Source organism: Clostridium formicaceticum, from assembly GCF_001854185.1.
Lineage (GTDB): Bacteria > Bacillota > Clostridia > Peptostreptococcales > Natronincolaceae > Andreesenella > Andreesenella formicacetica.
This window is the reverse complement of sequence record NZ_CP017603.1, coordinates 3,605,708-3,631,847: the sequence shown is the minus strand read 5'-3', so window position 1 is coordinate 3,631,847 and position 26,140 is coordinate 3,605,708. Positions and strand designations below refer to the sequence as shown.

30 protein-coding genes are annotated in these 26,140 nt (G+C 34.0%); 28 read left to right on the top strand and 2 right to left on the bottom strand.

Annotated elements, in window-relative coordinates:
- Positions 1-50: 50 nt before the first annotated feature.
- On the bottom strand, positions 51-314 hold the full coding sequence (locus BJL90_RS16960; RefSeq protein WP_070970771.1) for a hypothetical protein: 264 nt from the start codon (positions 312-314) through the stop codon (positions 51-53).
- 466 nt (positions 315-780) lie between these two features.
- On the opposite strand from BJL90_RS16960, the gene BJL90_RS16955 reads away from it, so the two are divergent.
- The 14 genes from BJL90_RS16955 (at position 781) to pyrR (ending at position 10,786) form a co-directional block, all read left to right on the top strand.
- Positions 781-1,722 carry a polysaccharide deacetylase family protein gene (locus tag BJL90_RS16955; RefSeq protein WP_070970767.1) on the top strand — a complete coding sequence of 314 codons (942 nt, stop codon included), beginning with the start codon at positions 781-783 and terminating at the stop codon, positions 1,720-1,722.
- A 264-nt stretch (positions 1,723-1,986) separates the two neighbouring features.
- Entirely contained in the window at positions 1,987-2,142 is a 156-nt protein-coding gene (locus BJL90_RS22135; protein ID WP_156778837.1) for a hypothetical protein, read from the top strand.
- Between the two features lie 266 nt (positions 2,143-2,408).
- Positions 2,409-3,686 carry a biotin/lipoyl attachment domain-containing protein gene (locus tag BJL90_RS16950; protein WP_070970765.1) on the top strand — a complete coding sequence of 426 codons (1,278 nt, stop codon included), beginning with the start codon at positions 2,409-2,411 and terminating at the stop codon, positions 3,684-3,686.
- A gap of 20 nt (positions 3,687-3,706) precedes the next feature.
- Positions 3,707-4,405, top strand: coding sequence for a YggS family pyridoxal phosphate-dependent enzyme (locus tag BJL90_RS16945; protein WP_070970762.1), 699 nt, complete (start codon positions 3,707-3,709; stop codon positions 4,403-4,405).
- Between the two features lie 17 nt (positions 4,406-4,422).
- Positions 4,423-4,869 carry a cell division protein SepF gene (locus BJL90_RS16940; protein ID WP_070970759.1) on the top strand — a complete coding sequence of 149 codons (447 nt, stop codon included), beginning with the start codon at positions 4,423-4,425 and terminating at the stop codon, positions 4,867-4,869.
- A gap of 20 nt (positions 4,870-4,889) precedes the next feature.
- The gene (locus BJL90_RS16935) at positions 4,890-5,171 is read left to right on the top strand and encodes a YggT family protein (protein ID WP_070970756.1); all 282 of its coding nucleotides are present in this window, start codon (positions 4,890-4,892) and stop codon (positions 5,169-5,171) included.
- Entirely contained in the window at positions 5,165-5,953 is a 789-nt protein-coding gene (locus BJL90_RS16930; protein WP_070970753.1) for a YlmH family RNA-binding protein, read from the top strand. Before BJL90_RS16935 ends, BJL90_RS16930 begins: the two co-directional genes overlap by 7 nt.
- 17 nt (positions 5,954-5,970) lie before the next feature.
- Positions 5,971-6,429, top strand: coding sequence for a DivIVA domain-containing protein (locus BJL90_RS16925; protein ID WP_070970750.1), 459 nt, complete (start codon positions 5,971-5,973; stop codon positions 6,427-6,429).
- A 120-nt stretch (positions 6,430-6,549) separates the two neighbouring features.
- A complete protein-coding gene (locus BJL90_RS16920; protein WP_070970746.1) occupies positions 6,550-7,248 on the top strand; it encodes a 5'-methylthioadenosine/adenosylhomocysteine nucleosidase in 699 nt (232 codons plus the stop codon).
- A 210-nt stretch (positions 7,249-7,458) separates the two neighbouring features.
- A complete protein-coding gene (locus BJL90_RS16915) occupies positions 7,459-7,752 on the top strand; it encodes a DUF5665 domain-containing protein (protein ID WP_070970743.1) in 294 nt (97 codons plus the stop codon).
- A 20-nt stretch (positions 7,753-7,772) separates the two neighbouring features.
- Positions 7,773-8,441, top strand: a complete 669-nt coding sequence (locus BJL90_RS16910; protein WP_070970740.1) for a TraR/DksA C4-type zinc finger protein — start codon at positions 7,773-7,775, stop codon at positions 8,439-8,441.
- A gap of 85 nt (positions 8,442-8,526) precedes the next feature.
- Entirely contained in the window at positions 8,527-8,976 is a 450-nt protein-coding gene (lspA, locus tag BJL90_RS16905) for a signal peptidase II (RefSeq protein ID WP_070970736.1), read from the top strand.
- Between the two features lie 3 nt (positions 8,977-8,979).
- Positions 8,980-9,900, top strand: a complete 921-nt coding sequence (locus BJL90_RS16900) for an RluA family pseudouridine synthase (RefSeq protein WP_070970732.1) — start codon at positions 8,980-8,982, stop codon at positions 9,898-9,900.
- A gap of 349 nt (positions 9,901-10,249) precedes the next feature.
- Positions 10,250-10,786 carry a bifunctional pyr operon transcriptional regulator/uracil phosphoribosyltransferase PyrR gene (pyrR, locus tag BJL90_RS16895; protein ID WP_070970728.1) on the top strand — a complete coding sequence of 179 codons (537 nt, stop codon included), beginning with the start codon at positions 10,250-10,252 and terminating at the stop codon, positions 10,784-10,786.
- Between the two features lie 41 nt (positions 10,787-10,827).
- Here the strand turns inward: pyrR and BJL90_RS16890 are convergent, their stop codons facing one another.
- Positions 10,828-12,600 carry an Rqc2 family fibronectin-binding protein gene (locus tag BJL90_RS16890; RefSeq protein WP_070970726.1) on the bottom strand — a complete coding sequence of 591 codons (1,773 nt, stop codon included), beginning with the start codon at positions 12,598-12,600 and terminating at the stop codon, positions 10,828-10,830.
- A 267-nt stretch (positions 12,601-12,867) separates the two neighbouring features.
- Between BJL90_RS16890 and dapF the strand changes: the two genes are divergently transcribed.
- From dapF to BJL90_RS16820, 14 genes are all read left to right on the top strand, one after another.
- On the top strand, positions 12,868-13,722 hold the full coding sequence (dapF, locus tag BJL90_RS16885; protein WP_081562067.1) for a diaminopimelate epimerase: 855 nt from the start codon (positions 12,868-12,870) through the stop codon (positions 13,720-13,722).
- A 50-nt stretch (positions 13,723-13,772) separates the two neighbouring features.
- The gene (locus tag BJL90_RS16880; protein ID WP_070970723.1) at positions 13,773-14,654 is read left to right on the top strand and encodes a YicC/YloC family endoribonuclease; all 882 of its coding nucleotides are present in this window, start codon (positions 13,773-13,775) and stop codon (positions 14,652-14,654) included.
- A gap of 11 nt (positions 14,655-14,665) precedes the next feature.
- A complete protein-coding gene (gene remA, locus BJL90_RS16875; protein ID WP_070970719.1) occupies positions 14,666-14,947 on the top strand; it encodes an extracellular matrix/biofilm regulator RemA in 282 nt (93 codons plus the stop codon).
- Between the two features lie 21 nt (positions 14,948-14,968).
- The gene (gene gmk / locus BJL90_RS16870; protein ID WP_070970716.1) at positions 14,969-15,571 is read left to right on the top strand and encodes a guanylate kinase; all 603 of its coding nucleotides are present in this window, start codon (positions 14,969-14,971) and stop codon (positions 15,569-15,571) included.
- 15 nt (positions 15,572-15,586) lie between these two features.
- Positions 15,587-15,808 (top strand): DNA-directed RNA polymerase subunit omega, encoded by a 222-nt coding sequence (gene rpoZ, locus BJL90_RS16865; protein WP_070970713.1) that lies wholly within the window; start codon positions 15,587-15,589, stop codon positions 15,806-15,808.
- On the top strand, positions 15,808-16,998 hold the full coding sequence (coaBC, locus tag BJL90_RS16860) for a bifunctional phosphopantothenoylcysteine decarboxylase/phosphopantothenate--cysteine ligase CoaBC (RefSeq protein ID WP_070970710.1): 1,191 nt from the start codon (positions 15,808-15,810) through the stop codon (positions 16,996-16,998). Before rpoZ ends, coaBC begins: the two co-directional genes overlap by 1 nt.
- Before the next feature lie 309 nt (positions 16,999-17,307).
- Positions 17,308-19,794, top strand: coding sequence for a primosomal protein N' (gene priA / locus BJL90_RS16855; RefSeq protein ID WP_081562066.1), 2,487 nt, complete (start codon positions 17,308-17,310; stop codon positions 19,792-19,794).
- Positions 19,795-19,813: 19 nt separating this feature from the next.
- Positions 19,814-20,257, top strand: coding sequence for a peptide deformylase (gene def, locus BJL90_RS16850; RefSeq protein ID WP_070970707.1), 444 nt, complete (start codon positions 19,814-19,816; stop codon positions 20,255-20,257).
- Positions 20,258-20,268: 11 nt separating this feature from the next.
- A complete protein-coding gene (fmt, locus tag BJL90_RS16845) occupies positions 20,269-21,204 on the top strand; it encodes a methionyl-tRNA formyltransferase (RefSeq protein ID WP_070973357.1) in 936 nt (311 codons plus the stop codon).
- Between the two features lie 160 nt (positions 21,205-21,364).
- The gene (locus BJL90_RS16840) at positions 21,365-21,979 is read left to right on the top strand and encodes a DUF116 domain-containing protein (protein ID WP_236904942.1); all 615 of its coding nucleotides are present in this window, start codon (positions 21,365-21,367) and stop codon (positions 21,977-21,979) included.
- Positions 21,980-21,985: 6 nt separating this feature from the next.
- A complete protein-coding gene (locus BJL90_RS16835; RefSeq protein ID WP_070970699.1) occupies positions 21,986-22,672 on the top strand; it encodes a zinc metallopeptidase in 687 nt (228 codons plus the stop codon).
- Between the two features lie 203 nt (positions 22,673-22,875).
- The gene (rsmB, locus tag BJL90_RS16830) at positions 22,876-24,213 is read left to right on the top strand and encodes a 16S rRNA (cytosine(967)-C(5))-methyltransferase RsmB (protein WP_070970697.1); all 1,338 of its coding nucleotides are present in this window, start codon (positions 22,876-22,878) and stop codon (positions 24,211-24,213) included.
- Positions 24,214-24,243: 30 nt separating this feature from the next.
- On the top strand, positions 24,244-25,293 hold the full coding sequence (gene rlmN, locus BJL90_RS16825; protein WP_081562065.1) for a dual-specificity RNA methyltransferase RlmN: 1,050 nt from the start codon (positions 24,244-24,246) through the stop codon (positions 25,291-25,293).
- A 97-nt stretch (positions 25,294-25,390) separates the two neighbouring features.
- Positions 25,391-26,125, top strand: a complete 735-nt coding sequence (locus BJL90_RS16820) for a Stp1/IreP family PP2C-type Ser/Thr phosphatase (RefSeq protein ID WP_070970693.1) — start codon at positions 25,391-25,393, stop codon at positions 26,123-26,125.
- Positions 26,126-26,140: the final 15 nt, after the last annotated feature.

The following is a 26,140-nucleotide window of genomic DNA, read 5'->3' as shown; positions in this document are numbered from 1 at the left end:
AAGCCTGTATTAAAAAGTCAATACAGGTTTTTTATGTACCAGTTTATGCTTCATTTTTCCTGACTGGACTTATTAATGATACCTATTTCTTTGCTAATATTTCTAATATACTCTGTTTTTTCTTCTATTGAGTCAATAGAGCTTTCAATATAGGATGCGATGGCATTCATTACTCTTGCTTCCTCTGAATTGTTCATTTTAGCAACGCTGATTTTGATATTGACTAAGGTCATTTTAATCTTTTCTAACCCATCAAATATATCCACTGCATTTTGCCATAAATCTTTTGTATAATTGTCTATTTCCGTGTTCATAAAAGTCCCCCCCTTTTATATACGTAGAAAAACGAATGGATAATTTATAAGCACATATATTTTTTTTGAAAATTTTAAATCATCCTATCATTTATATTATGGCAAGGTTCTCCTAATGTGTCAAGAGATCAGTTATTGTAGCTTATTATTCCGATTTTGGAGGGTTTTGTATAAATTCATGCTGTTTTGCGTAATTTTTATAAAAAAATTTTATTTTTTTGTAAGAAACTTTGTAGAAATATAGAAGAATTTGTGGGAAACTGTTACAATAAAAATAGATACATAATTTATTAACTGAACTTGTGTAAATTCTGTAATAATTTTCAGCAGGATGTTAAATAATTGTACAGCTTAAGTCGCTCAACAGTTCTTTAAAATAATTGAACAGTTCTTCCATAGGGGCTTAAGTCTGTTTTTTATAGGTATATAGAACAAAAGAAAAATGATGTGGTCTGGAGGGATTGAGATGAAAAAAGTGCCCCTAATATTTGTGATAGGAATAGTTGTTATAGGCATTGTAATGGGAGGAATATCCTTTTTTCTTACAGTAGAGACACTTGCTGCTGCGGATGTGGAGGAAATCGTACCAGATAAGACTGAGGTGGAGGCGGTAGACAGTAAAGAAGAGCATGCAAACTCAGAAGAAAATAATGAAAACAATACCAAAGAGGTAGAAAAAATAGAAGAAACAAAAGATGATAAAAGCGACAGTAATAACGGTAAAGATAATACAGTAAGTAACAAGAAGGTATTTCTTACCTTTGATGATGGACCAACTTCCTTAACGCCTAAGGTATTAGATATTCTAAAGGAACATGATGTACAAGCTACTTTTTTTGTTATAGGAAGATTAGCAGAAAGGTACCCTGAGATAGTAAGAAGGACTTATGCTGAAGGAAATATGATACTGCCTCATTCCTATTCTCACGATTATGCAATCTATAGTACCTTTGAGACCTTCTATGATGATTTTTATAAAGCTGAGGAAATCCTCCAAAATATATTAGAAATCCAATTGCCTCAAATTTTTCGTTTTCCTGGGGGGTCCTCTAATCATAGCTCCTTTGCCTACGGGGGAGAGGAATTTATGCCTCAGCTTACAAGGGATATCATAGAAAAAGGATATTCTTACATCGATTGGAATGTGTCTTCTGGAGATGCCAGTGCTGATTATGCTAGCAAAGATAAAATGCTACAAAATATTTTTAACGGTCTACAAAATAGGGACTTTATTGTTATACTATTTCATGATGTGGGCCGCAACACAAAAATGGCGGAAATTTTACCGGAGGTTATTACGAGGCTTCAAAATAAAGGCTATGAATTTAGAACTTTTAGAGACATCACTGAGGAAGAACTGGATAGGATGATACAACTTAAAATTGCTAATAAACCTATCGTAAGATAGCAAAGGAGACGATCAATATGAAAAATTAGACAGACACCTGTCTAATTTTTTTTTGAGAACAAAAAATGCACTTATTTCTCTGCAGGAAAGTGCATAAATAATTTATAATAAGAAAGAAAATTGGTACATGGAAAAAGGTGGGAGAAAAGGGGAAGCTTAAGTCTCATTTTATAGATGACAGAAAGCCGCCACAAGGAAGCATATTATAGGGGAAGAAATCATATAATGATTGTACAAAAATAAATAGTCTAGGAGAATAAATCTATGACTAAAAAAGAATCTTGTGAAAAAAAACTTACGATACAAGAGATGAAACAGAGACAAAATCAGTATATCTATGAAGCTATTTTAAATATTATAGAATTTTCTTTGTTGCTTGGATGTCTTTTTGGTTTACTGATGTTGCTATTTGAAATATAGTATAAAAAGTCCGCTGATGTTGTAAAATACTCTTCCTTCAGTAACAGATTGAACGATACAATCTATTACCGAGGGAGGAGTATTTTTATTTTCAAAAGAAGCATATATACAGCAGAAGAAAAATGTCAAAGCATAAAGGCTTAAATGGATTTTATCACTTTTAATAAAATAGTACCAGGATATTATAAAATTTATTAGATTCTATGAAGGAATTTAAAGGAAGATGAAGAATAGTTATATAATAATTAGGCAGGCAGGTGAAGTTTATGAAGAACAAAAGAAAAAAGAGAAGAAGGTTATCATTAAGTAAACTGGTAAAGTTATTTATAGCTACTATTGTGTTGGGATATTTTTTATCACGCGTTACGCCTTTCTTTAGCCAAGCAACCAATAAAACCTATATAGCAGAGTATGGAAAAATAGAAGCTGCCGTGTCTACAGAAGGATATATTGTAAGAGATGAAAAGGTGATGAAAAACTTAGGAGAAGGAAAAGTGGTTCTTTATGTATCTGAAGGAGAAAAGGTGGCGAGGAATCAAAAATTAGCAGAAATATATCTAGAAGAAATAGATGCAAAAACAAGCAAGGATTTGGAAATAATTAACCTAAGGATACAAAATATTAAAGAGCAGCAGTCTGAACAACAGGTTTTTTCAAAAGATATAGAAAAGATTGATGGAGAAATAAACGCTATACTAAAAGAGGTTCAGCAGCATATCAATGAAGGTAGCTATGAAAGAGTCTCATTATTAAAGGAAAACCTGTCAACTTTGGTAGAAAAAAAGAGTGTTATCAGCGGAGAAAAGAGCTTCTCAGGTAAAAATTTGGATCAGCTGGAGAAACAGCAGCAATCTTTGCAGAGTAAAATCAATGCTTCGGTTGAAGTAGTTTACAGTGAATTTCCAGGGGTTTTTGCTATAGGTAACGATGGCTTAGAAGAACTTTTAAATCTTAAAAATATAGAAAACATAACAGAACAAGAATGGCAAACCATAAAAAACACCTACAAACCTAAATCTGACGCTTTAGAACAAAATAGCTTAAGGATCATAGAAAATCATCGTTGGAGTATTGTTGCAAAGTTAAAAGAAGTAGAAATAGAGGGTATCGGAGAAAATAGAAGAGTGATGATTAGGTTACGTGGGGATAGTAAAGAATATCGTGCTACTGTAAGAAAAATCATAGAGGTCAATGAGGAGGAAATTATTGTCATACTGGATTTAACAGATTTTATAGAAGATTTTTATAATAAAAGGCTGATTGCTTTTGATATGATAAAAAGTAGCTTCGAAGGTATTATGATTCCCAATTCAGCGATTGTAGAAAGAGAAGGGCGAGAAGGAATCTATAGGCTAGATGTTAATGGTTTTGCAAGATTTATACCCATAAAGGTGAAGGGAAGTAATCGTGAATACTCGATTGTTTATTATGGATCCTTTGATGATACGAAGGATGGCGAAACCAAGAGAGTAAATACTATGAATTTTTATGATGAAATTGTAGTAAATGCTCAACATATAAGTGAGGGTGAAAAAATACGATAAGATACTAAGGAGGAATCCCTTTGGCATTATTAGATGTTGAAAAAAACTTGAGCACAATAAGAGACAGAATTTCTGATGCTGCCATCAAGGTTGGTAGAAATCCCCAAGAGGTACAGTTAATAGCTGTCACGAAAACAGTAGAACCTGAAGTAATTGAAGGGGCTATTCACTATGGCGTTACAGATATAGGGGAAAATAAAGTTCAAGAAATTATAAGAAAGTATGAAATCATAGGAAACAAAGTTAGGTATCATATGATTGGACATCTACAGAAGAATAAAGTAAAATATATTATTGATAAAGTAGAAATGATTCATTCGTTGGACTCTTATGATTTAGCTAAAGAAATAGATAAGAGAGCAAAAAAAATTCAAAAAACAATGAAATGTTTACTGCAAATCAATGTTTCTGGCGAAGAATCAAAATATGGTATAAGTCCTTTAGAGGTAAAATCATTACTGAAGGAGGTCAGTGAATTAAACAATATGAGGATTATGGGTTTAATGACAATGGCACCCTATACAGACAACCCAGAAGAGGTGAGAAAATACTTCAAAGATTTAAAGCAATTATCTTTAGAAATAGATAAACTAGGCTTTGAAAATATTCATATGAATTACCTATCCATGGGAATGTCTAACGATTTTGAGGTTGCAATTGAAGAGGGCGCTAATTTAGTCAGAATAGGTAGTAGTATTTTTGGAGAACGTAATTATTAAATTTAGGGGGAAGAGAAATGTCAGGAAAGTTAATAGATAAAGTAAAGTATTTTATGGGATTAGACGTTTTTGAAGAAGAAGAAGTAGAGGGAGAAGAGGAGCAATTCCAGCATCAAGATGAAATGACGCCTATTGTTAGTAATAATAAAAAGAACAAAATATTAAATATACATACAACTACGCAAATGAAAGTGATTATTTATGAACCTAGTGCCTTTGATGAAGCTTCAGGCATTGTAGATAATCTTAAAAATAGAAAACCCGTTATTATAAATTTAGAAAACGTAGAGCCAGAGTTGGCTAAAAAGTTTTTTGACTTTCTAAATGGTGCTATCTATGCGTTAGATGGCAATATACAAAAAGTGTCTACCGGTATTTTTATATTAGCTCCCAATAATGTAGATATTTCTGGAAACATTAAAGAAGAGTTAAAAAACAAAGGTGTATTTCCCTGGCAAAAATAGCAAAAGGAGTGTGATTTTGTTTGGTTTCGACCTCAGATATTATAGGGGCACTATATTATTTATCTAGACTCATTAATATTTTTATATTGGTTAGAGTGATCTTCTCATGGGTGAACCCAAACCCACATAGTTCTTTGGTACAATTTATTTATGCTGTAACAGAACCCATCCTTTCTCCTGTAAGACAACTGATTTATAGACTTGGATATAATGGGATGATAGACTTTTCACCAATTGCAGCAATCTTTTTAGTAAATATGGGTTATTCCTTATTAGCAAGGTTGGTAATAGGACTGTGGTAAACAAGGAAAGTTATTTACAGCATATAAAAGATCATGATTTAAAACAATTACTAGTAAAGATATTAGATCAAGTGGAACTTGTTCTAAAAAACCATGATATCAAAACAACTGATTTTTTAAATCCCTATGAACTAAGGGCTGCGATTGAAATATTATCTACTTTTCAAGACATTGCGTGGATGGCAACAGGAGGTTATGAGGGAGCAGAAAGAAAAATTTTAATCATTTTTCAAGATTATTTGCCTGCTACCTCCATAAAAATTCCTTTAGCTGTTTTAGAACTTATGGGAAATATGCAGTTTAAAACTTTAAATCATAGAGACTATTTAGGCGCAATACTTTCTCTAGGTATAAAGCGTGGAAAAATTGGAGATATCATTATCAATGAAGATAATTGTCAAGTGATTATAAAAGAGGAGTTAAAGGATTTTCTTCAACTCCATTTAAATAAGGTAGGAAATACATCTATAGAGAATAAAGAAATAGCTTTGGAAGAAATAAAGCCTTTAGAGATTAGCTATAAAGAGATAGGAGGTACTGTTGCTTCCTTGAGATTAGACAGCATTGTTAGTTTGGGGTTTAAAGTATCGAGGGCTGAGGCTCAAAATTTAATAGCTAAAGAAAAAGTTTATATAAATTGGGGTATTGCTAACAAAAACTTCTTTGAAGTAGGTAATGGAGATGTTATTTCAGTTAGGGGTAAAGGAAGAGTAATTATAGAGGATTTTCAAAGAAAGACTAAATCAGGTAGGATACATATTAAGCTTAAAAAACCAATATAACGATGGGGGTGATTTTGATGCTTACGCCTTTAGATATTCAAAACAAAGAATTTAAAAAAGGTCTTAGGGGTTATAAAGAAAACGAAGTAGACGAATTTTTAGATGAGATTATGGTACATTACGAAAAGTTATTTAAGGAAAATGCTGAGTTAAAGGATAAAATGGAAAAATCTCATCAACAGGTAGAACAATATAAGAACTTAGAAGAAACATTAAAAAACACGTTGGTGGTGGCACAGAATACAGCGGAAGAAGTAAAAACGAATGCTGGAAAAAAAGCGCAGTTAATTATTGAAGAAGCAGAAATGCAAGCGAAGGAAATTATTCATACTGCTAAAAAAGATGTAGAGCATGTAAGACATGAGTATGAGGAAGTAAAAAGGCAGATGGAAATATTTAAAACCCGATATAAAACTTTATTACAGTCGCAATTAGAAGTTTTATTAGAAACGAAGGAAGAATTGCAAGAGGGCTAGGAAGCTGTATTTCTTCTTATATTCATGAAAGCAAAACAAAAAGTCTCGTTCTAGATCCTTGTAGTGAACGGGATTTTCCTTTGTGTATAAAAAATTAACCAACAATAAGGAGGTAGCAAGATGAGCAGAATAGGAATTATTGGAGCAATGGACGAGGAAGTAGATATTTTAAAACAAGAAATGGTTGTTAAAGAAATTAAAAATATAGCGAATATGGACTTCTATATAGGCATTCTAGAGGGAAAAGATATTGTGCTGGTGCGTTGTGGTATAGGCAAGGTAAATGCGGCGGTTTGTACGCAGGTTTTAATTGGACAGCTAGAGGTAACAGCTGTTATTAATACCGGTGTAGCGGGGGCTGTCCATGAGGCTTTAGAGGTTTTAGATGTAGTTATTTCGACAGAGGTACAACAACACGATTTTGATGTTACTGGTTTTGGATATGGGATAGGAGAAATACCACGGATGGAGACATCTGTTTTTAAAGCCAGTGAAGATTTGGTGGACAAAGCTTATAGGGCTACAGGCAAAGTTTTAAAGGATCAGAATATATTTAAAGGGAAAATTGTATCTGGAGATGTTTTTGTAAGCAGCACTGCTTTGAAGGATCGGCTGCAGGATGTATTTCAAGCCTATTGTACAGAAATGGAGGGAGCTGCTATTGGCCAGACCTGTTACTTAAATCAAGTTCCTTTTGTTATTATAAGAGCTATGTCCGACAAAGCTGATGGATCTGCCCATGCTAACTTTAATGAATTCGTTGAAGTTGCATCCCAGCATTCTAAAGAAATCGTGATGCATATGTTAAGCCAAATGTAGTGACAAGTGATGTATCCTCTTCATATTCATAAAACTCTCCTTCAAATGATTAATATAAAGGCTGAATGCCCTTTGCGATATAGATGATGCCTATGAATTTTTGAATTTTAATAGATAAAAATTCAAGTAGAAAGATTCATATCTATAAGTAAATAACAGAAATAAAATTTACTGAAAAGGATAAAATATATTAACAGAGGAGAGTAAACTATGCCTAATCGTAGAAAAAAACCTAACTTAGGAGATAAGCTGGAAAATCTATCTCGAAAAATGGATAATATGCGGGTAGCAGAATACGTAGAATTAAATTCTAATCCCAAAAGACTTATTTTTATGAACTTTTTATTAGGGGTAGTAAGAGGTATAGGCATGGGGATAGGATTTACCCTATTAACAGGGCTTATTGTGGCTCTCTTAGCCTATATTTTACGAAGCTGGGTGAATCTTCCTTATATAGGTAAAATTATAGCAGACTTAATAAAAATCATCGAAAACTATAATTAGAATAGAGGAGGAATAGCAATTTGGATATACAAAAACAAAAACATTTTAAACAACTACTTTTGCAGGAGAAAAAAGAAATTTTAGATACCCTAAAACGGATGGAGGAACATCAACCACACAGTGCCTCTATGAGGGAGTATACAGAAGAATTATCCGCTTATGACAATCATCCTGCGGATTTAGGAACTGAAATGTTTATGACGGCTATGCAAGCAAACCTTGAAAACAATGAAAAGTATAGACTTCATGAAATTGATAGAGCATTAAAAAGGATAGAAAATGGTGAGTACGCTATATGCCGAGGTTGCGGTGCTGAAATTTCTGAAGAACGCCTAGAAATATTGCCGGAGGCAGATACTTGTATGGAATGTGAAAAAGGAGAAGTGGCATTATATGATTCTGATGCTAATCGCCCTGTGGAAGAAAGGCTGCTGCGGGCTCCTTTTGGAAGAACCCATAAAAACACCGACGACTATACTGGTTATGACGGAGAAGATGCCTATCAAGAAGTTGCAAAATACAACGAAGTTAAAAATGATCCTTCCTTTTCCACAGGAGACCATCAAGGTGTGTTTGATGATTTTGCTCCAGGAATTGTAGAAGATGTTGATAATATAACTGAAGACTACTATAAACGACAGTTGCCTAGTACAAGGAGAGAGAGAGAAGCAGACATAGACTTAGAATAAGACCCGGGAAAAAGGTACTTTTTGTATCTTTTTTCTATTTATAATGGTATAATCATTAAAGTATTGGATGGAAGGGGGTTGAATGATGAATTATATTATATCCTTTGTTGTATTTTTGTTAGATCAGATAAGTAAGATATTGGTGCTAAAGTATCTAAAGGATGTTGGAGAAATTCCTATTATAAATAATGTGCTACATTTTACTTATGTAGAAAATAGAGGAGCAGCCTTTGGGGTTTTACAGGGTCAAAGGTGGTTTTTTATTCTTATTACAATACTGATTATTGGCTTTATCATCGTTTATTTTAGAAAAAATAAACACTATCCTAAGCCTATGATGCTGGGTTTAAGCTTAATTGTCGGTGGAGCATTAGGAAATTTAGTAGATAGAGTCCTGTATAACTTTGTTGTAGACTTTATTGATTTTAGGATATGGCCGGTATTTAATATTGCTGACTCAGCCATTGTTATAGGGCAAATACTAGTCATCTATGTGATTTTAAAATATGATGACTTGAGTAAAAAGGAGATGTAAGCTTTGGACAGAGAAGTGTTTTTTGTAGCAGAGGAAGAAGAAGGCACTAGATTAGATCTATATATTTCCCAGCAATACGAAGACTTAAGCAGAAGCTACATACAAAAACTTATCAAAGATCAGCTGGTTAAGGTAAATACTAAGTATGAGAAAAATAAATATATCGTAAAAGAGGGGGACGAAATAGAAGTCTTAGTACCTCCACCTAGAGCGTTAGATGTTAAGCCACAAAATATTCCTATTGATATTGTTTATGAAGACGAGGATGTAATTATTGTCAACAAACCACAAGATATGGTGGTACACCCTGCTGTCGGCAACTATGAAAACACTTTAGTAAATGCCCTGCTATACCATTGTGAAGGAAAATTATCTTCTATCAATGGTATCATTCGTCCCGGCATTGTACACCGTATTGATAAAGATACTTCAGGTTTATTAATGGTGGCAAAAAACAACGTTGCCCATAGAGAGTTAGCAGAGCAATTAAAGGAGCATTCCATCACTAGAAGATATCATGCTATTGTTTTAGGAAACATAAAAGAAAACAAAGCTACCATAGATGCACCCATTGGCAGGCATCCTACACAACGTCTTAAAATGGCAGTGGTAGAGAATGGTAGAAATGCTATTACGCATATTCAAGTGTTGGAAAAGTTTAAAGGTTATACATATATTGAAGCAAAACTAGAGACAGGCAGAACCCATCAAATTAGAGTACATTTATCTTATATAAAACATCCCTTATTAGGGGATGAGGTTTATGGCGGTAAGACGACAAAATTTAACTTGGTTGGGCAGGTTCTTCATGCAAAGGTGCTGGGATTTATTCATCCTAGTAAAAAAGAGTATATGGAATTTGAAGCACCTTTACCTTCTAGCTTTGAAAAAGTATTGCGCTTTATGAGAAGTAATGCTTTATAAACAACTAATTTTATTGCTTAAGAAAACACGCTTTCCTGCGATTTTGGGGCGAAACCGTAGACCGTGTATATTAAAATTTAACTTTAGAAGCGCGCATCTATATAGATAACCAACTACAAAGCTTAATAAAATGCAGACCGTATGCATTTGCAGGAAATGACTACAATGTTCAATTCATGTAAGTGGAAAATCCGTAAAGAAATTTGCATGTTTGAGCGGTAGCGAGTTTGCAAATTTTAGGATTTTTCACTGGAGTGAATTGCTAACATTGTTCATTTCTGAAACCGCAAGAGGGCGTATTTTGTTAAGGTATAAAATTGGTTATCTATAAATAAAGTGAGGTGTAAAAATGAAAAATCAAGTACATTTAATGGACGAAAAAGCTATCAGCAGAGCTATTACTAGAATTGCCCATGAAATCTTAGAAAAAAATAAGGGCGCAAACGATCTTGTTTTGGTAGGCATTAAAACAAGAGGTGTGCCTTTAGCAAATCGCTTGGCTGAAAAAATTAAACTAATCGAAGAAACCAGCGTACCTGTAGGCCTTCTAGATATTACGCTGTATCGTGACGACTTGACAAAGGAAAATATTGATCCTATTATTTATGATTCTAAAATCAGTACAGATATTAATGATAAAAAAGTAATCTTAGTGGATGATGTATTGTATACAGGAAGGACGGTTAGAGCAGCGCTAGATGCTCTGGTGGACATGGGAAGACCTAAGACAATACAATTGGCGGTTTTAGTAGATCGGGGGCATAGGGAGCTGCCTATAAGGGCAGACTATGTGGGAAAAAATGTGCCTACTTCAAAAGATGAGATCGTCAAAGTAAATTTGGAAGAAGTAGATAATCATAATTTTGTTGTGATAGAAAAGCTATAATGGGTGGTCTTTGACCGCCCATTATTTTTATGATTTACCCTTTAAAGAATTTGCTTAATACGAGAAACTGACTTTTCATCTCCATCCACTAGGATGGTCGTATAAGAATCATAAATCACCATACCAGGTTTAGCACCTTTTGGTTTTCGTACATTTTTTTTCGTAGTATAGTCTACAGCTACTTTGGTAGCATTTTTTGCCTTACTATAGTAAGCAGCTAAAATAGCTGCTTCTAAAACTGCTGTTTCGCTATAGGGTTGACCTGTTGTTTTTAAAAGCACGTGAGATCCTGGCATATCCTTGATGTGAAACCATAGGTCGTCTTTATCAGCAATTTTTAATGTAATTTCGTCATTTTGTTTATTGTTTTTTCCTACTAAAATTTCAAAACCATCAGAGGACATATATTTTAAATAACCTGTTTTTTTGAAATTCATTATGCTTTTTTTTGTCACCCTTTTTTTAAGATAACCGGTTTCTATTAATTCACTATGAATTTCTTCTAAGTCGGAAAGATAGGTGGATTGATCGATATTAATCACAATCTGTTCTAAATAGTCAATCTCCTCCTTAGCTTTTTTTAGCTGTTTATCTACCTCAAGTAGAGCATTTTTTGCTTTATTATACTTTTTATAGTAGCTTTGAGCATTTTGTGAAGGAGATAGCCTTTTATCCAGTTGGATTTTTAATATACTTTGGTTTTCATCATAGTAATTTAAGACCTCTGCGTTTTCATCACCTTTTTGAATCTGATAGAGGTGAGCTGTTAAAAGATCTCCTTTGAGCTTGTAGGTGTCTGCTTTTTTTGCATTTTTTAAGTCTTGGTGGAGATTTTGCACCTTATTATAGAGTCTGTCCAATTTTGTAGTAATACTTTTTCTTAAGTCATAGGATTTTTGTTTCATTCGCTGTTGCGCATCACGATTTCTGTAAAAAACCTCTAACATCTCACTAATAGAAGAAAGCTCTTGTTTTTGATAAAGAGAAAGGTGGGTGATCTCTATAATGCTAAAATCAACATATTTTTGATGATTGGTATCTAAAAATAAATAGGGTCTATAGTCATGAGATTGAAGCCTTTGAAATAAGGCAGAAAAACTTTTGTATAAACGATGAAGCGCATCGGTAGATAATTGACTTAAGGGCATATCCCCTTCAATCTTAGCAATAAAACAAATTTCTCTTGCTACTAAGGGAGAGATTCCGATAAAAGCATGATATAAACTTTTTTCTACAGAGTACTGTAGATCCTGTAAAAGGACTACGTGAAATGCTTCAAAATCATAAACTTCTAAAGGATTATATTTATTTTTAGAAGGAGGCATGGTATACTGTAAACTTGGAAGTACTTGACGATACCGACTTACATCGAAGGATATCCTTTTAATACTGTCCAAAATTTTGTTGGTTTCGCAATCTATAAGAATAATATTGCTATGTCGCCCCATCATTTCAATGATGAGTTCCCTAGATTTTACCATGTTTAACTCATCCAATGTTTCGATTTTGAACTTGATGATGCGTTCAAAATTTGGTTGGGTGATGGCTACGATTTTACCCCCTTGTAGATATTTTCGCAGTAACATACAAAAACTTGGGGGTGTGGCGGGGTTTTCTTTGCTGATATTAGTAAAGTGCACTCTAGGATAATTACTATTAACAGATAATAATAATTTTAAATTTTTACCTTGACCTCTTAAGAGTATGATGATTTCGTCAGCCTCCGGCTGATAAATTTTTTCTATTCTATTAAAGCTTAATAAACTTTGAAACTCATGAACTAAAGCAGAAGTAACTAATCCATCTAAGGCCATAATGAACCCCTCCCATTGATTTAGTAATCATAGATAATATAGCATAAAACAATAACAAATGCAAAATTCAAAAAGAAACTTCTATAATTTCTAAAGGAAACTATTGCATTCTATAGTTATTATTAGTATGCTTTTAATATTAAAAGAAATTTTATTGATTGCATATTTATGGAAAAATTTTTTACAAATTTATTGTTAGCATCTTTTTTCAAAAATAAATTTAATAAAAAATGTTAACACTTTAAAATAAAGTGAGGTGTAAAAATAGTGAATATTCCCTTTAAAAAATTACATGGTGCAGGAAATGATTTCGTTATTATAAAGTATGAGAGTTTTCCCTATGAAGAAAGATTCAGTGAACTGGCTATCCGAAGTTGCCATAGGCGCTTTGGCATAGGGGCAGATGGTTTGATGATGGTAGGCTCGTCGCAAAAGGCTGATTTTAAAATGTATTATTATAATAGTGATGGATCAAGAGCAAATATGTGTGGTAACGGGATAAGATGCTTTGCAAAGTTTGTATATGATGAAGGATTGATCAAGACAAAGCAATTTAGCATTGAAACCTTAGCCGGCATAAAAACAGTCCATATAAAGGAAACAGACAGCAAAGCAGATGCTGTCAATGTGAATATGGGAAAAATGGTTTTTGAACCTGCAAAAATACCTGTTAAAACAGAGGAGCTTCATAGTTTTATTAATCAAGAACTAAAAATTGACGATAAAACCTTTATGATTTCAACGGTTTTGATGGGAGTTCCCCACACAGTGATTTTTACAGAAGATCTGGATTTAAATATGGTAAAAACCGTAGGTCCTATCATTGAAAAACATGCAATATTCCCTGAAAATACGAATGTCAATTTTGCAAAAATAATCGATCCTACCCACATAGAAGTAAGAACATGGGAACGTGGAGCCGGATATACATTAGCCTGCGGTACGGGGGTGACTAGTGTATGTGGTATAGCTCATCACTTAAAATTGGTAGAGGAAGTGGTGTTGGTGGATACAGAAGGTGGTAGGCTAAAGATTACGATAGATCAAGAAAAAAACATCGATATGGAGGGGCCAGCAGAGGATATTTGCTGTGGTGTATATTTTTTTCATCATGAAAATTAGCAGGCATAAAATTTTAAAAGCAAGGTTATAAAAATGGAAGGATGAAGCCTATGTTAAAGAGTATGACGGGTTTTGGAAGAGGAGATACACAGCAGGAGGGGAAACATTTTCAGATAGAATTAAAGTCAGTAAACCATAGGTACATAGACATAAGCGTTAAAATGCCTAAAAGCTTTACTTATTTAGAAGAACCTATCAGAAAAATCATTAAGGAAAAAGTTCACAGAGGTAGAGTAGAGGTGTTTATTAGTTATAAAAATATTGGAGATAGCGATATCAAAGTTGTTACCGATATGGCACTAGCACAGCAGTATATAGAGGCAATGAATGAGATGTATGACCGTTTTAGTCTAGAAAAAGATGTAGCAGTTTCTACTATTGCAAAATTTCCTGATGTGTTAAAGTTAGAAAAAAAAGAAGAGGATCAAGAGATGATATGGGGCCTTTTAGAAGAGGGCTTAGTAGATGCATTAAACAGTTTATTAGAAATGCGTATTGAAGAGGGAAGGAAGCTTAAAGAAGATTTACTAAAGCGATTGGACATACTTATAGGTTTAATACAAAGAATAGAAGACAGAAGTCCTGAGATCGTTAAAGAATATAAAAAACGATTAACAAAACGTGTTAAGGAAATGTTAGAAGAAGAACTAGAGATAGATGAAGCTAGAGTTGCTTTAGAAGTGGCTTTATTTGCTGATAAAAGTAATATTACTGAAGAAATTGTTAGACTTAATAGTCATATAGCTCAATTTAAAAAATCAATGGAGCAGCAGGAAGCAGTGGGTAGAAAATTAGATTTTATTATTCAAGAAATGAATAGAGAAATTAATACAATAGGTTCAAAAGCTAACGACTTGATTACTGCAAATATTGTCGTAGAGGTGAAAAGTGAGTTAGAAAAGATTAGAGAACAGGTTCAAAACATTGAATAGGAGGCAAAGCAATGAATATTAAGTTAATTAATATTGGGTTTGGTAATATTGTATCTGCCAGTAGAATTGTAGCTATTGTTAGTCCTGAGTCAGCACCGATAAAAAGAATTATTCAAGAAGCAAGAGATAGAGGTATGTTAATTGATGCTACCTATGGACGCAGAACAAGAGCTGTGATTGTAACAGATAGTGATCATATCATTTTGTCTGCAGTACAGCCTGAAACAGTTGCCCATAGATTAAGTGCTAAAGATAGTAATAAAGATACAGAAGCTATTGTTGAAGGTGAGTAGCATAAGAAAGAGGAGATAGATATGGATAAAAAAGGATTGTTGATCGTTGTTTCAGGACCTTCAGGGGCTGGGAAGGGGACGATTTGCAAAAATTTACTTAAATCAAATAAACAAATAAAAATTTCCGTGTCTGCCACTACAAGAGATCCTCGTAAAGGAGAAGTGGAAGGGGAAAACTACTATTTTATCTCTAAAGAACAATTTGAAGATATGATAAAGCAGGATGCGCTTTTGGAGTATGCAAGTGTATATGATAATTACTATGGTACACCCAAAAAGTATGTGCTGGAAAATCTAGAAAATGGCAATGATGTTTTATTAGAAATAGACATCGCAGGAGCATTACAGGTGAAGGAAAAATTTGCAGATGGTGTATTTATCTTCATTTTGCCACCTTCGCTGGAGGAGCTAAAAAAAAGAATCGTCACGAGAGGGACAGAAAGCCAAAAGGATATTGAAAAACGCTATGGATGTGCCATAGAAGAAATAGAACAAGTGATAAAATATGATTATGCGATCTTTAATGATGATCTTCAAAGAGCTACGAAGGATGTAGAAGCTATTATTACAGCTGAGAAATGCAGGGTTAGTAGAATTCACAAAAATATTAAATCTATATTTTAAGGAGGATTGATAAATATGTTATATCCATCAACTAATGATTTGATGAAAAAGGTAGATAGTCGTTATACTTTAGTAGTAGCGGTGGCTAAGAGGGCGAGACAGCTTATAGACGGTAATGAACCGAAGGTAAGAGCAGCTTCCTTGAGACCGGTTTCTGTAGCAACACAGGAAATCGTAGAGGATATGGTTACCTATAAACCTGTTGATGAAGATAAAGCCAATAAGGTTCAATTCTAATGCTAAAGGGAAAAAATATTGTGGTGGGGGTCACCGGTGGTATTGCTGCCTATAAGGCCTGTGACATCGTCAGTAGGCTAAAAAAACTTCAGGCCAATGTTGATGTCATTATGACGAAGACCGCTATGGCTTTTGTTCAGCCCCATACGTTGCAAGCCCTCAGTCAAAACCCTGTTATTACGGAGCTTTTTGAAACCCCAAGGTATTGGGATATAGAACATATATCCTTAGCACAAAAAGCAGATATTCTTTTGGTTGCTCCTGCTACAGCGAATATTATTGGCAAGGTAGCCCATGGTATTGCTGATGATCTATTATCTACAACGATTATGGCTTCTACTGCAAAGGTTGTTTTTGCTCCAGCCATGAATACAAAAATGTACCAAAATGTAATTTTTCAATCTAATATGGAAAAATTAAAAGCACTCGGCTATCACTTTATTCCTCCAGCTTCAGGTAGATTGGCCTGTGGTGATATAGGAGAGGGAAAGTTGGCAGAAGTTGATGCCATTATTGAATTTATGCTTGAACTTGGAAAAGAAAAAAAAGATTTAGAAGGAAAAAAAGTATTAATTACCGCAGGACCAACGGTAGAAGCCATTGATCCGGTGCGATTCATTACGAATCATTCTAGCGGAAAGATGGGTTATGCTTTAGCCGAAGCTGCCAGCAAAAGAGGTGCTTCTGTTACTTTAGTATCAGGTCCTACAAAAATTATGCCCCCTTCTAATATAAACTTTGTTCCTATAAAGAGTACATTAGATATGTATGATGCTGTTATGAAACATTTTCCTCAACAGGATGTTATTATTAAGTCTGCTGCTGTAGCGGATTATCGTCCCCAATATAGCGCAGAGAAAAAGATTAAAAAACAAGAGGGAGACTTAACTTTAACTTTGGTAAGAAATCCTGATATTTTATTTGAACTTGGTCAAATAAAAGAAGGGAAAATCCTGGTGGGATTTGCAGCAGAAACAGATCATGTACTGGAATATGCAAAAGAAAAAATTTTGAAGAAAAACTTAGATTTTATTGTGGCAAATGATGTTACCCAAGAAGGAGCTGGCTTTGGCACAGACACTAACATCGTTTACTTAATAGATAAGACGGAGAATATAACAAAAATTGATAAGTCTTCTAAAACAGAAATAGCTCATCATATTTTGAATAAAGTAAAGGAGCTGTTGTAGTGGAAAATCTGCATGCTGTATAGCTATATGCCTTTAAGTAGGCAGATAGCTATAGCATGCAGATTTTTCTAAGTTTTAGTCTATTGAAGGATTGACTTTTTTGTGAAGAGGATTTTTTATTTTAGTTAAAATTTGATATAATGGATACAGATGGACAGGGAAAGCCTTATCCTTCGGTGTATTGCTAAGACTCCCACTTTTGCAAGTGGGAGATCAAACACTACATCCTCGAAGTAAATTCGACTACAATTCAGTGGGAGCAAAAACTCCCCCTGAATTAAGTCTCATTTTATATCAGGAGGTGATGGAGTGAAGGAACCAATTCATGTAGCTCAAGTTATTGTAAATCATACGAGCCTACAGATGGATAAAATATTTGACTATAAAATTCCAGAACACCTGCTGGAAACAATAAAAGAGGGTATGAGGGTTATGGTGCCCTTTGGGATGGGAAATAAAAGATTAGAAGCTTATATATTAAATATAAAAGTAGTAGAGGAACTCCAGTATTCATTAAAGGAACTTCTTTATCCCATAGAAGATGAAGCTATACTGGATAAAAAACAAATTAAGTTAATTGTTTGGTTGAAAAATAAATATCTCTGTAAGTATATAGATGCGATTCATTGCATTATTCCCGCCGGTATCGTAAATATAGAAAAAAAAGTGCTGCATTTAATAGAGGAGGACTGGGAAAAAAGTATCGGTAGTAAGTCTAAAAATCAAATAGAACTTTTACGCACATTAAAAAGTTTAGGAGGCAAGGCTACTTTAGAGAAACTATATAGCAGACTTGCTATAAAAAATCTTAGTAGTATGCTAAAATTGCTGGAGGAAAAAAAAATCATTCAAATAGAATATGACATTTCTTCTAGAGTAAAAGTACAAACCCAGCAGTATGCAAAACTAAATTTAGAAGAAGATGAGATCGAGCCTATAATAAATACCTTGAAAAATGCAAAAAAACAACGAGAAATCATATTATTTCTAAAACAGCATAAAATGTGTACTGTTAGAGAATTAATAGACTTACTTAAAATCACGAGAGCGCCTTTAAATAGTTTAGTAAACAAAGGTTATATCCTGCTAATAGATCAGGAGTATAAGCGGGAGCCTTATAAAAATATTAAATTTGAAAGTTTACCTAAAATGATACCAAATATAGAGCAAAAAGAAGTAATTCAAGAAATCACAACTTATATTCAGCAGGATAAGACCAAGACTTTTTTAATACATGGCATTACTGGCAGTGGGAAAACAGAAATTTACCTGCAGCTTATGGAAGAAACTTTAAAAAAAGGGAAGCAAGGGATCATTCTAGTACCTGAAATTGCTTTAACCCCTCAGACGGTAGAAAGATTTTATGGAAGATTTGGAGAAGGAATTGCTGTACTTCATAGTAATCTATCAGAGGGAGAGCGGTTTGATGAGTGGAGAAAGATAATCGAAGGAAAAGTAAATATTGTCATAGGTGCTAGATCTGCGATATTTGCCCCCCTTAAAAATCTCGGAATAATTATCGTGGATGAGGAACACGAACATACTTACAAATCTGAAACCAATCCTAAGTACCATGCTGTTGAAGTAGCAAACTATCGAGGCAAAGAAGAAGGGGCTATTGTTGTTTTAGGCTCAGCTACGCCTTCTATTGAGAGTTATTATAAAGGAAGTAAAGGGGATTTTTCCTTGTTTACTTTGACAAAAAGAGCTACTAGCGCTACTTTGCCAGAAGTAGAGATTATTGATATGAGGGAAGAATTGGATCAAGGCAATAAAAATATTTTGAGCAGGAAGTTGTATGCCTTAATAGAAGAAAACTTGAAAAGTAAAAAACAAACTATATTATTTCTTAATAGAAGAGGCTATGCTACTTTTATTTCTTGTCCTCAGTGCGGTTATGTAGTAAAATGTAGACGCTGTGATATTGCTATGACTTATCATAGAACCATGAAAAATTTGCAGTGTCATTACTGTGGTGAAAAAGAAGGTGAACCTAGTATCTGTCCCTCTTGTGGCGATTCTCAAATCAACTATTTTGGTACAGGAACTCAAAAAATAGAAGATTTAATAACCTCTTATTTTCCACAGGCTGTTATTGGAAGGATGGATATGGATTCAACAAGTGTAAAAGGTGCCCATCAAAGAATCCTAGAAGATTTTAAAAAGGAAAAAATAAATATACTTATAGGCACACAAATGATTTCAAAGGGATTGGATTTTCCTAATGTAACCTTAGTTGGGATTATAGGCGCTGATGCAACACTAAATTTACCGGATTTTAGGGCTTCTGAAAAGACTTTTCAATTAATTACTCAGGTGGCAGGAAGGGCTGGGAGAGGTCTAGAAAAGGGAAAAGTAATTCTTCAAACCTTTAACCCTGAACACTATAGTATTGCTGCAGCTTCTAAGCATGATTATAGCAGCTTTTATGATGAGGAACTAAATCTTAGAAGGGAATTTCTCTATCCACCCTTTGTACAATTGATTCATATTAGTTTTAGTAGTAAAAATTTAGAAGAAGTACACACTATTTCGCAAAAAATTACAAATAATATAAAATATATATTAAAGGCTAAGGGTTATACTGCATATGATGAAATTGTGCTAGGTCCTAATCCTGCTATCATAGCAAAAGTGAAGGAGAGATATAGGTACCAAGTATTGCTAAAGAATCATGAAGTTCCTTATACATTATTAAAATCTATTGTCAAGTACTTACTAATAGATAATAGGCAAAAATTTGTACCTGCAAGGGTTACGGTGGGAATTGATATAGACCCATTATATATTCTATAAACAGATTAGGAGGGAAAATATGGCGATTAGAATAATTAGGCAAGATGATGATCCAGTTTTAAGAAAGTTATCAAAACAAGTAGACAAAATTGATGAAAGAATCCATATACTAATAGATGATATGATAGAAACCATGTATGATGCTGAGGGAATTGGTTTAGCTGCTCCACAAATAGGAATTTTAAAGAGGGTGATTGTTATTGATATTGGGGAAGGGTTGATAGAACTAATCAATCCTGAAATCGTAGAAGAGGCAGGAACCCAGTGTGAAGTTGAAGGATGTCTAAGTCTTCCTACGGAATCCGGCGATGTGATACGTCCTAAAACAGTGAAGGTCAAGGGCTTGGATAGAAATGGTCAAGAGGTTTTAATAGAGGGTAGTGGCTTGTTGGCTAGAGCTTTATGTCATGAGATCGATCATTTAAACGGAATTTTATTTATAGACAGAATAAAGGATGAGTAGAGGTGATGACGATGAGGATCGTTTTTATGGGCACACCAGATTTTGCAGTACCATCTTTAGAAGCGTTGGTAAAAGAGGAGCATCATATTGTAGGTGTTTTTACCCAACCAGATAGACCAAAGGGAAGAGGTAAGAAGTTAACAATGCCCCCAGTAAAGGAAAAAGCTTTAGAGAATCATTTGGAAGTGTTTCAACCTAACTCCTTAAAAGATATAGGGGTAGTAGAAGCTATTAAGGAAATGTGTCCTGATGTCATTGTAGTGGTGGCCTATGGGCAGATCCTTACAAAGGAAATATTACAGATACCGGCTTTAGGTTGCATTAACGTTCATGCCTCACTTTTACCAAAGTATAGGGGTGCAGGCCCTATTCAATGGGCAATTATTCATGGGGAAAAAACAACTGGGATTACCACCATGTACATGGAGGAAGGCTTAGACACAGGGGATATGATTTTAAAAGAAGAAGTTCCTATAGGGGAAGATGAAACAGCTGGAGAGCTTCATGATCGATTGGCACTTATAGGTGGTAGGCTTCTTAAAGAAACTTTACTACAGATAGAGCGGGGAAATGCACCTCGGGAAAAACAAAAGGAAGAATTATCCACTTATGCGCCTATGTTGACGAAGGAATTAGGAGAAATTCAATGGCATAAAACCGCTGGAGAAATTCATAACTTAATAAGAGGGACAATTCCATGGCCAATGGCCTATACTACTTATTTAGGGAAAATCATGAAAATCTGGAAAAGTAGTGTAGAGGTTAGCAATGCAAGTCATCAACCAGGCAAAATTATAGAAGTAAAGAAGGATAAAATTTACGTAGGTACGGGGAAAAACCTATTGGTGATAGAGGAACTACAGTTTAGTGGTGGGAAACGTTTAGCAGTCAAAGATTTTTTAGTAGGGAACACGATAGAAAAAAATATCCTATTAGGTAAAGAATAGCATGGAGTTAAATAAGGGTTTTACAAAAGATAGTTCGAGAAAAATATTTACGTTTTTATTAGTAATTATGTTGATATCTGTACTAATCCTGCTAGGTTTCTTGCTTTGGCTATCCTTCAAAGGGAGTACGTTTTTTTATCAATTTATGGTGTTTAGTAGTATGCTACTATTACTAATTGTTGGTGTATCGATAGGGTTAACGATTTTTGCCATGATGATGTTATGGTACGATAAAAGAATACCTTCTATTGTCAAGACAGTAATGGAAAACTTTATAAGTTTTTCTTATCCTTTCATCATAGGCTTAGGGAAAGTTTTAAAATATGACAAAAATATGATTAGAAAAGCCTATACAGATTTGAACAATCGGTTAATTTTTAATGGCGTATATGATTTTAAAGGGGAGGAAATATTAATTCTAACACCCCATTGTATTCAAAAGTCCTCCTGTCCCCACAAAATTACAAATGATATCTATAATTGTAAACGGTGTGGAGGTTGTGATGTAGACCAGTTAATCTTATTAAAAGAAAGATACAAGACACATTTTCATCTTGTTACAGGAGGAACTTTAGCAAGAAAAACAATTGTGGAGATAAGACCTAAAGCAGTGATTGCTATTGCTTGTGAGCGAGATTTGTTCAGCGGGTTAATGGATGTGAAAAAAATACCAATACTGGCGATTATCAATAAAAGGCCACAAGGCCCCTGTATCAACACACAGGTGGATATAGAAGAAGTGGAGAAGGCAATTTTACACTTTATAAAGGAGTGATGGGATATGTTATATGGTCTTGGTGATTCTACAATAGTATTTTTAATTCCAGCAATTATTTTTGCTTTATATGCACAAAGCAAAGTGAAATCAACCTTTAATAAATACCTGAGAGTGCCTACTCGGAAGGGTTACTCTGGTTATGATGTAGCTAGAAGCATCTTAGATCAAAATGGCTTAAGAGATGTGCCGGTTGAAATGGCTAAGGGTTATTTATCAGATCACTATGATCCAAGAAATAGGACATTAAGATTATCTAGAGAGGTGTATTATGGCAACTCTATTGCCTCCGTCAGCGTTGCAGCCCATGAAGTAGGTCATGCTATACAACATGCTAGAGGCTATGTCCCCTTAAGCTTTAGAAACGCTATTTTTCCTATAGCAAGCTTTGGTTCTTCAGTAGCATGGATTTTCGTGTTTGGTGGTTTTATCTTTAATGCGTTAAGCTTGATAGATTTGGGGATTTTACTTTATACAGCAGCAGTATTGTTTCAAGTGGTAACACTGCCTGTAGAATTTAATGCCAGTAGCAGGGCTTTAAGATTGCTAGATAGCAATGGTTTTATTACAAGCCAGGAGATTGGATCTTCTCAAAAAGTACTGAAAGCAGCGGCGTTAACTTATGTAGCAGCAATGGCAACTGCCTTAGCGCAACTATTTAGGTTGATAGCCATTAGAAATAGGAGAAGTTAGTAAAGGCGTAAAGACGCCTTTACTTTTTTGGCAAAAATAATAGATGAATTTGTAGATGTAGAGAAAAACGGTAGAGACGTCATAGATTAAAATTTAAGTCTAAAGGTGTATACCTATATGGAGAAATAAAAGATATCATGATTAAATTTATTTATATAAATTTTATAATGATATATAATAAGTAGAAACAGGAGGTAAAATGGATGAATGCTAGAGAAAGTGCCCTAAAGGTTTTACATAAAATTGATGTAGAAAAAGCTTATTCGAATATAGCCTTAAATCATGAAATAAAGCATGGACAATATACTAAATTAGATAGAAATTTTATTACGGAACTGGTCTATGGAACTTTAGAAAATTGCATATTTATTGACTATATTCTTCAACAGTTCTCTACGACTAAATTAAATAAGATGGATACATGGACATTAAATTTACTTCGACTTAGTATTTACCAAATTTTCTTTTTAGACAAGGTACCAGATTTTGCGGCCGTAAATGAGTCGGTGAATTTATCTAAAAAATATTGTAAAAGAGCATCGGGGTTTATCAATGGCGTATTGAGAAGTATTATTCGAAATAAAGAAAGTATAAAAATGCCGAATAAGGAAAAAGAACTTGCAAAATATCTATCGATAAAATATTCTCATCCTAAATGGATGGTAGAAAGATTTTTAAAGTATTTTTCTGAAGATTTTACAGAAGGTCTTTTAAAAAGCAATAATGAAACCCCTAAGCTGTGCATAAGGGTTAACATCTTGAAAACTAATGTAGAAGAGGTTGTACAGTTGCTTTTAGAAAATGAAATAAAGGTGGAAAAAAGCCCTTTTATTTCAGAAGCTTTGATGGTGGAGGGTGGATTTAGTGAACTGGAGGTATTAGACATTTATAAAAAAGGTTTGATACATATTCAGGACTTTAGTTCTATGTTGGCGGCAAAAATTTTAGATCCAAAAGAAAATCAATTTGTTATTGATGTATGTAGTGCTCCAGGAGGAAAAACCACCCATATAGCACAATTAATGAAGAATAAAGGAAGAGTTTTGGCTAGAGATATTCATTCTCATAAATTAAATCTCATAGAAAAGAACGCTAAAAGACTGAATATAGATATTATAGAAGTAGAAAAGTTTAATGGCAAAGATTTAGATCATCAGTTGTTAAATGCAGCAGACAAAGTATTAGTGGACGCTCCTTGTTCTGGATTAGGGATTATTAGAAGAAAGCCTGAAATTAAGTATCGCAAAGAAGCTGACGATATTCGTGTTATCACAGAAATGCAGCTAAAAATTCTTATAAATGCTTCTAAATATGTAAAAACAGGTGGAGAGCTACTTTATAGTACTTGTACGATTGATCCCAATGAAAATGATAAAGTCATAGAAAAATTTCTAAACCTATCTTCTGACTATGAAGTAATCAATATAAGTCAGCAATATGGAAGGATGTTGCCAGGGAATCATAAAGAAAAAATGATACAATTATACCCGAATATTCATGGCACCGATGGATTTTTTATTTGTAAGTTGAGGAAAAAATAAATTTGTTGTAAAATGTTAGGAGGTTTCTAATTGACAAAAATAGATTTACTGAGTTTAACAATAGATGAAGTTGAGAGTTTAGTAGAAGGAATGGGGGAAAAAAAGTATAGGGGAAAGCAAATTTTTGAATGGGTGAATAAGGGTGCAAAACGATGGGAAGATATGACAAATATAGGAAAAGTCTTAAAAGAAAAACTGCAGAAGAATACCTTTATCACCCATGTTAAAATTGAAAAAAAGATGGTTTCAAAAATAGATGGTACAACAAAATATTTATTTCTTTTAGAGGATAAAAATATCATAGAGGGGGTGGTCATGAAGTACAAACATGGCTTTACCGCTTGTATCTCTTCCCAAGTAGGTTGTGTCATGGGATGTAGTTTTTGTGCTTCTACCATTGGAGGCTTAATAAGGGATTTAAGAGCAGGAGAAATGATAGATCAAATCTTGCAAATGCAGCAAGACTTGGGAGAAAGAATCTCTAATATTGTTTTGATGGGTAGTGGGGAACCACTGCATAACTATAGAGAAGTGATGAAATTTTTAGAAATCGTTAATAGTGAGAGTGGACTGAATATTGGTAATAGACATATCACTTTATCTACATGTGGCTTAGTACCTGAAATTAAAAAATTAGCTGATTTACAAATACCTATTAATTTAGCTGTATCGCTTCATGCGCCTAATGATGAAACTAGGCAAATCATGATGCCCATTGCAAAAAAATATTCCATTAAAGCACTTATGGAGGCATGTGAATATTATCTGCAGAAAAATAACAGAAGAATTACCTTCGAGTATGCTTTAGTAAAAGAAGTAAATGATGAAGAAGTGCATGCCAAGCAGTTAGGCCAGCTATTGAAGGGAATGCTTTGTTATGTGAATCTCATCCCTGTAAATACTGTAGCTGAGGCAAGGTATGAAAAGTCTCGGGAGGAGCAGGTAAAAAGGTTTCAGAAAGTTTTAAAAAGCCAAGGGGTTGAAGCCACTATTAGGAGAGAAATGGGGGCGGATATTGACGCAGCCTGTGGTCAGTTGAGAAATAATTATATAAATAAAAAAATTAAGGAAAAACAATAGATAGCTAAAGATAAAAATGATTACCTATAGAGATGTAAATTTGTGGAGGGTTTGAGATAAATATGTCGAATATGTATTCGGATGGGAGGGGAGTCAAGTGACAGTAGCAGCAATTACTGATATTGGGAAAGTAAGGGAAGTGAACGAAGATAATTATTGCATTTATGAAAAAAATATAAAGTTATATATGGTGGCAGATGGCATGGGAGGGCATAAAAGTGGCGAGGTAGCAAGCTTTATAGCTATCAATACAATAAAGGATCATATTCGTCAGTTTATAACAGAAGACATGGAAAAGCCATCGATTGAAGGCATCATATTTGAGGCTTTTCATAGAGCAAATAAGGAAATCTATAATAAATCGATAGAGGATTTTAATTGTGAAGGTATGGGTACCACTGTTACCATGGCTTTGATTATTAGGAATAAGATCTATATAGGTCATGTAGGAGATAGTAGAGGGTATGTTTTAAGAGGGGGAGAGCTGGAGCAGGTAACACAGGATCATTCCTTAGTAGCAGAATTGGTTAGAAATGGTAGCATAACAGAACGAGAAGCTATGAAACATCCTCAAAAAAATATCATAACGAGGTCTTTAGGTACCAGTGAAAAGGTAAAGGTAGATATCTTTTCGCTGGATCTCTGTGAAGGAGATATTCTTTTATTATGTACAGATGGATTAACAAATTTTGTTGATAAGCATGAATTAGAGAAGGCATTATTAACGTTGAAGGATTGTATGGAGACCTGTAAGGAGTTAGTTTCCTTAGCAAATCAACGAGGTGGATATGATAATATTACAGTGCTTATTGGAAAAGATAAGCCCGTATGAAGGTAGGTGAAAAAT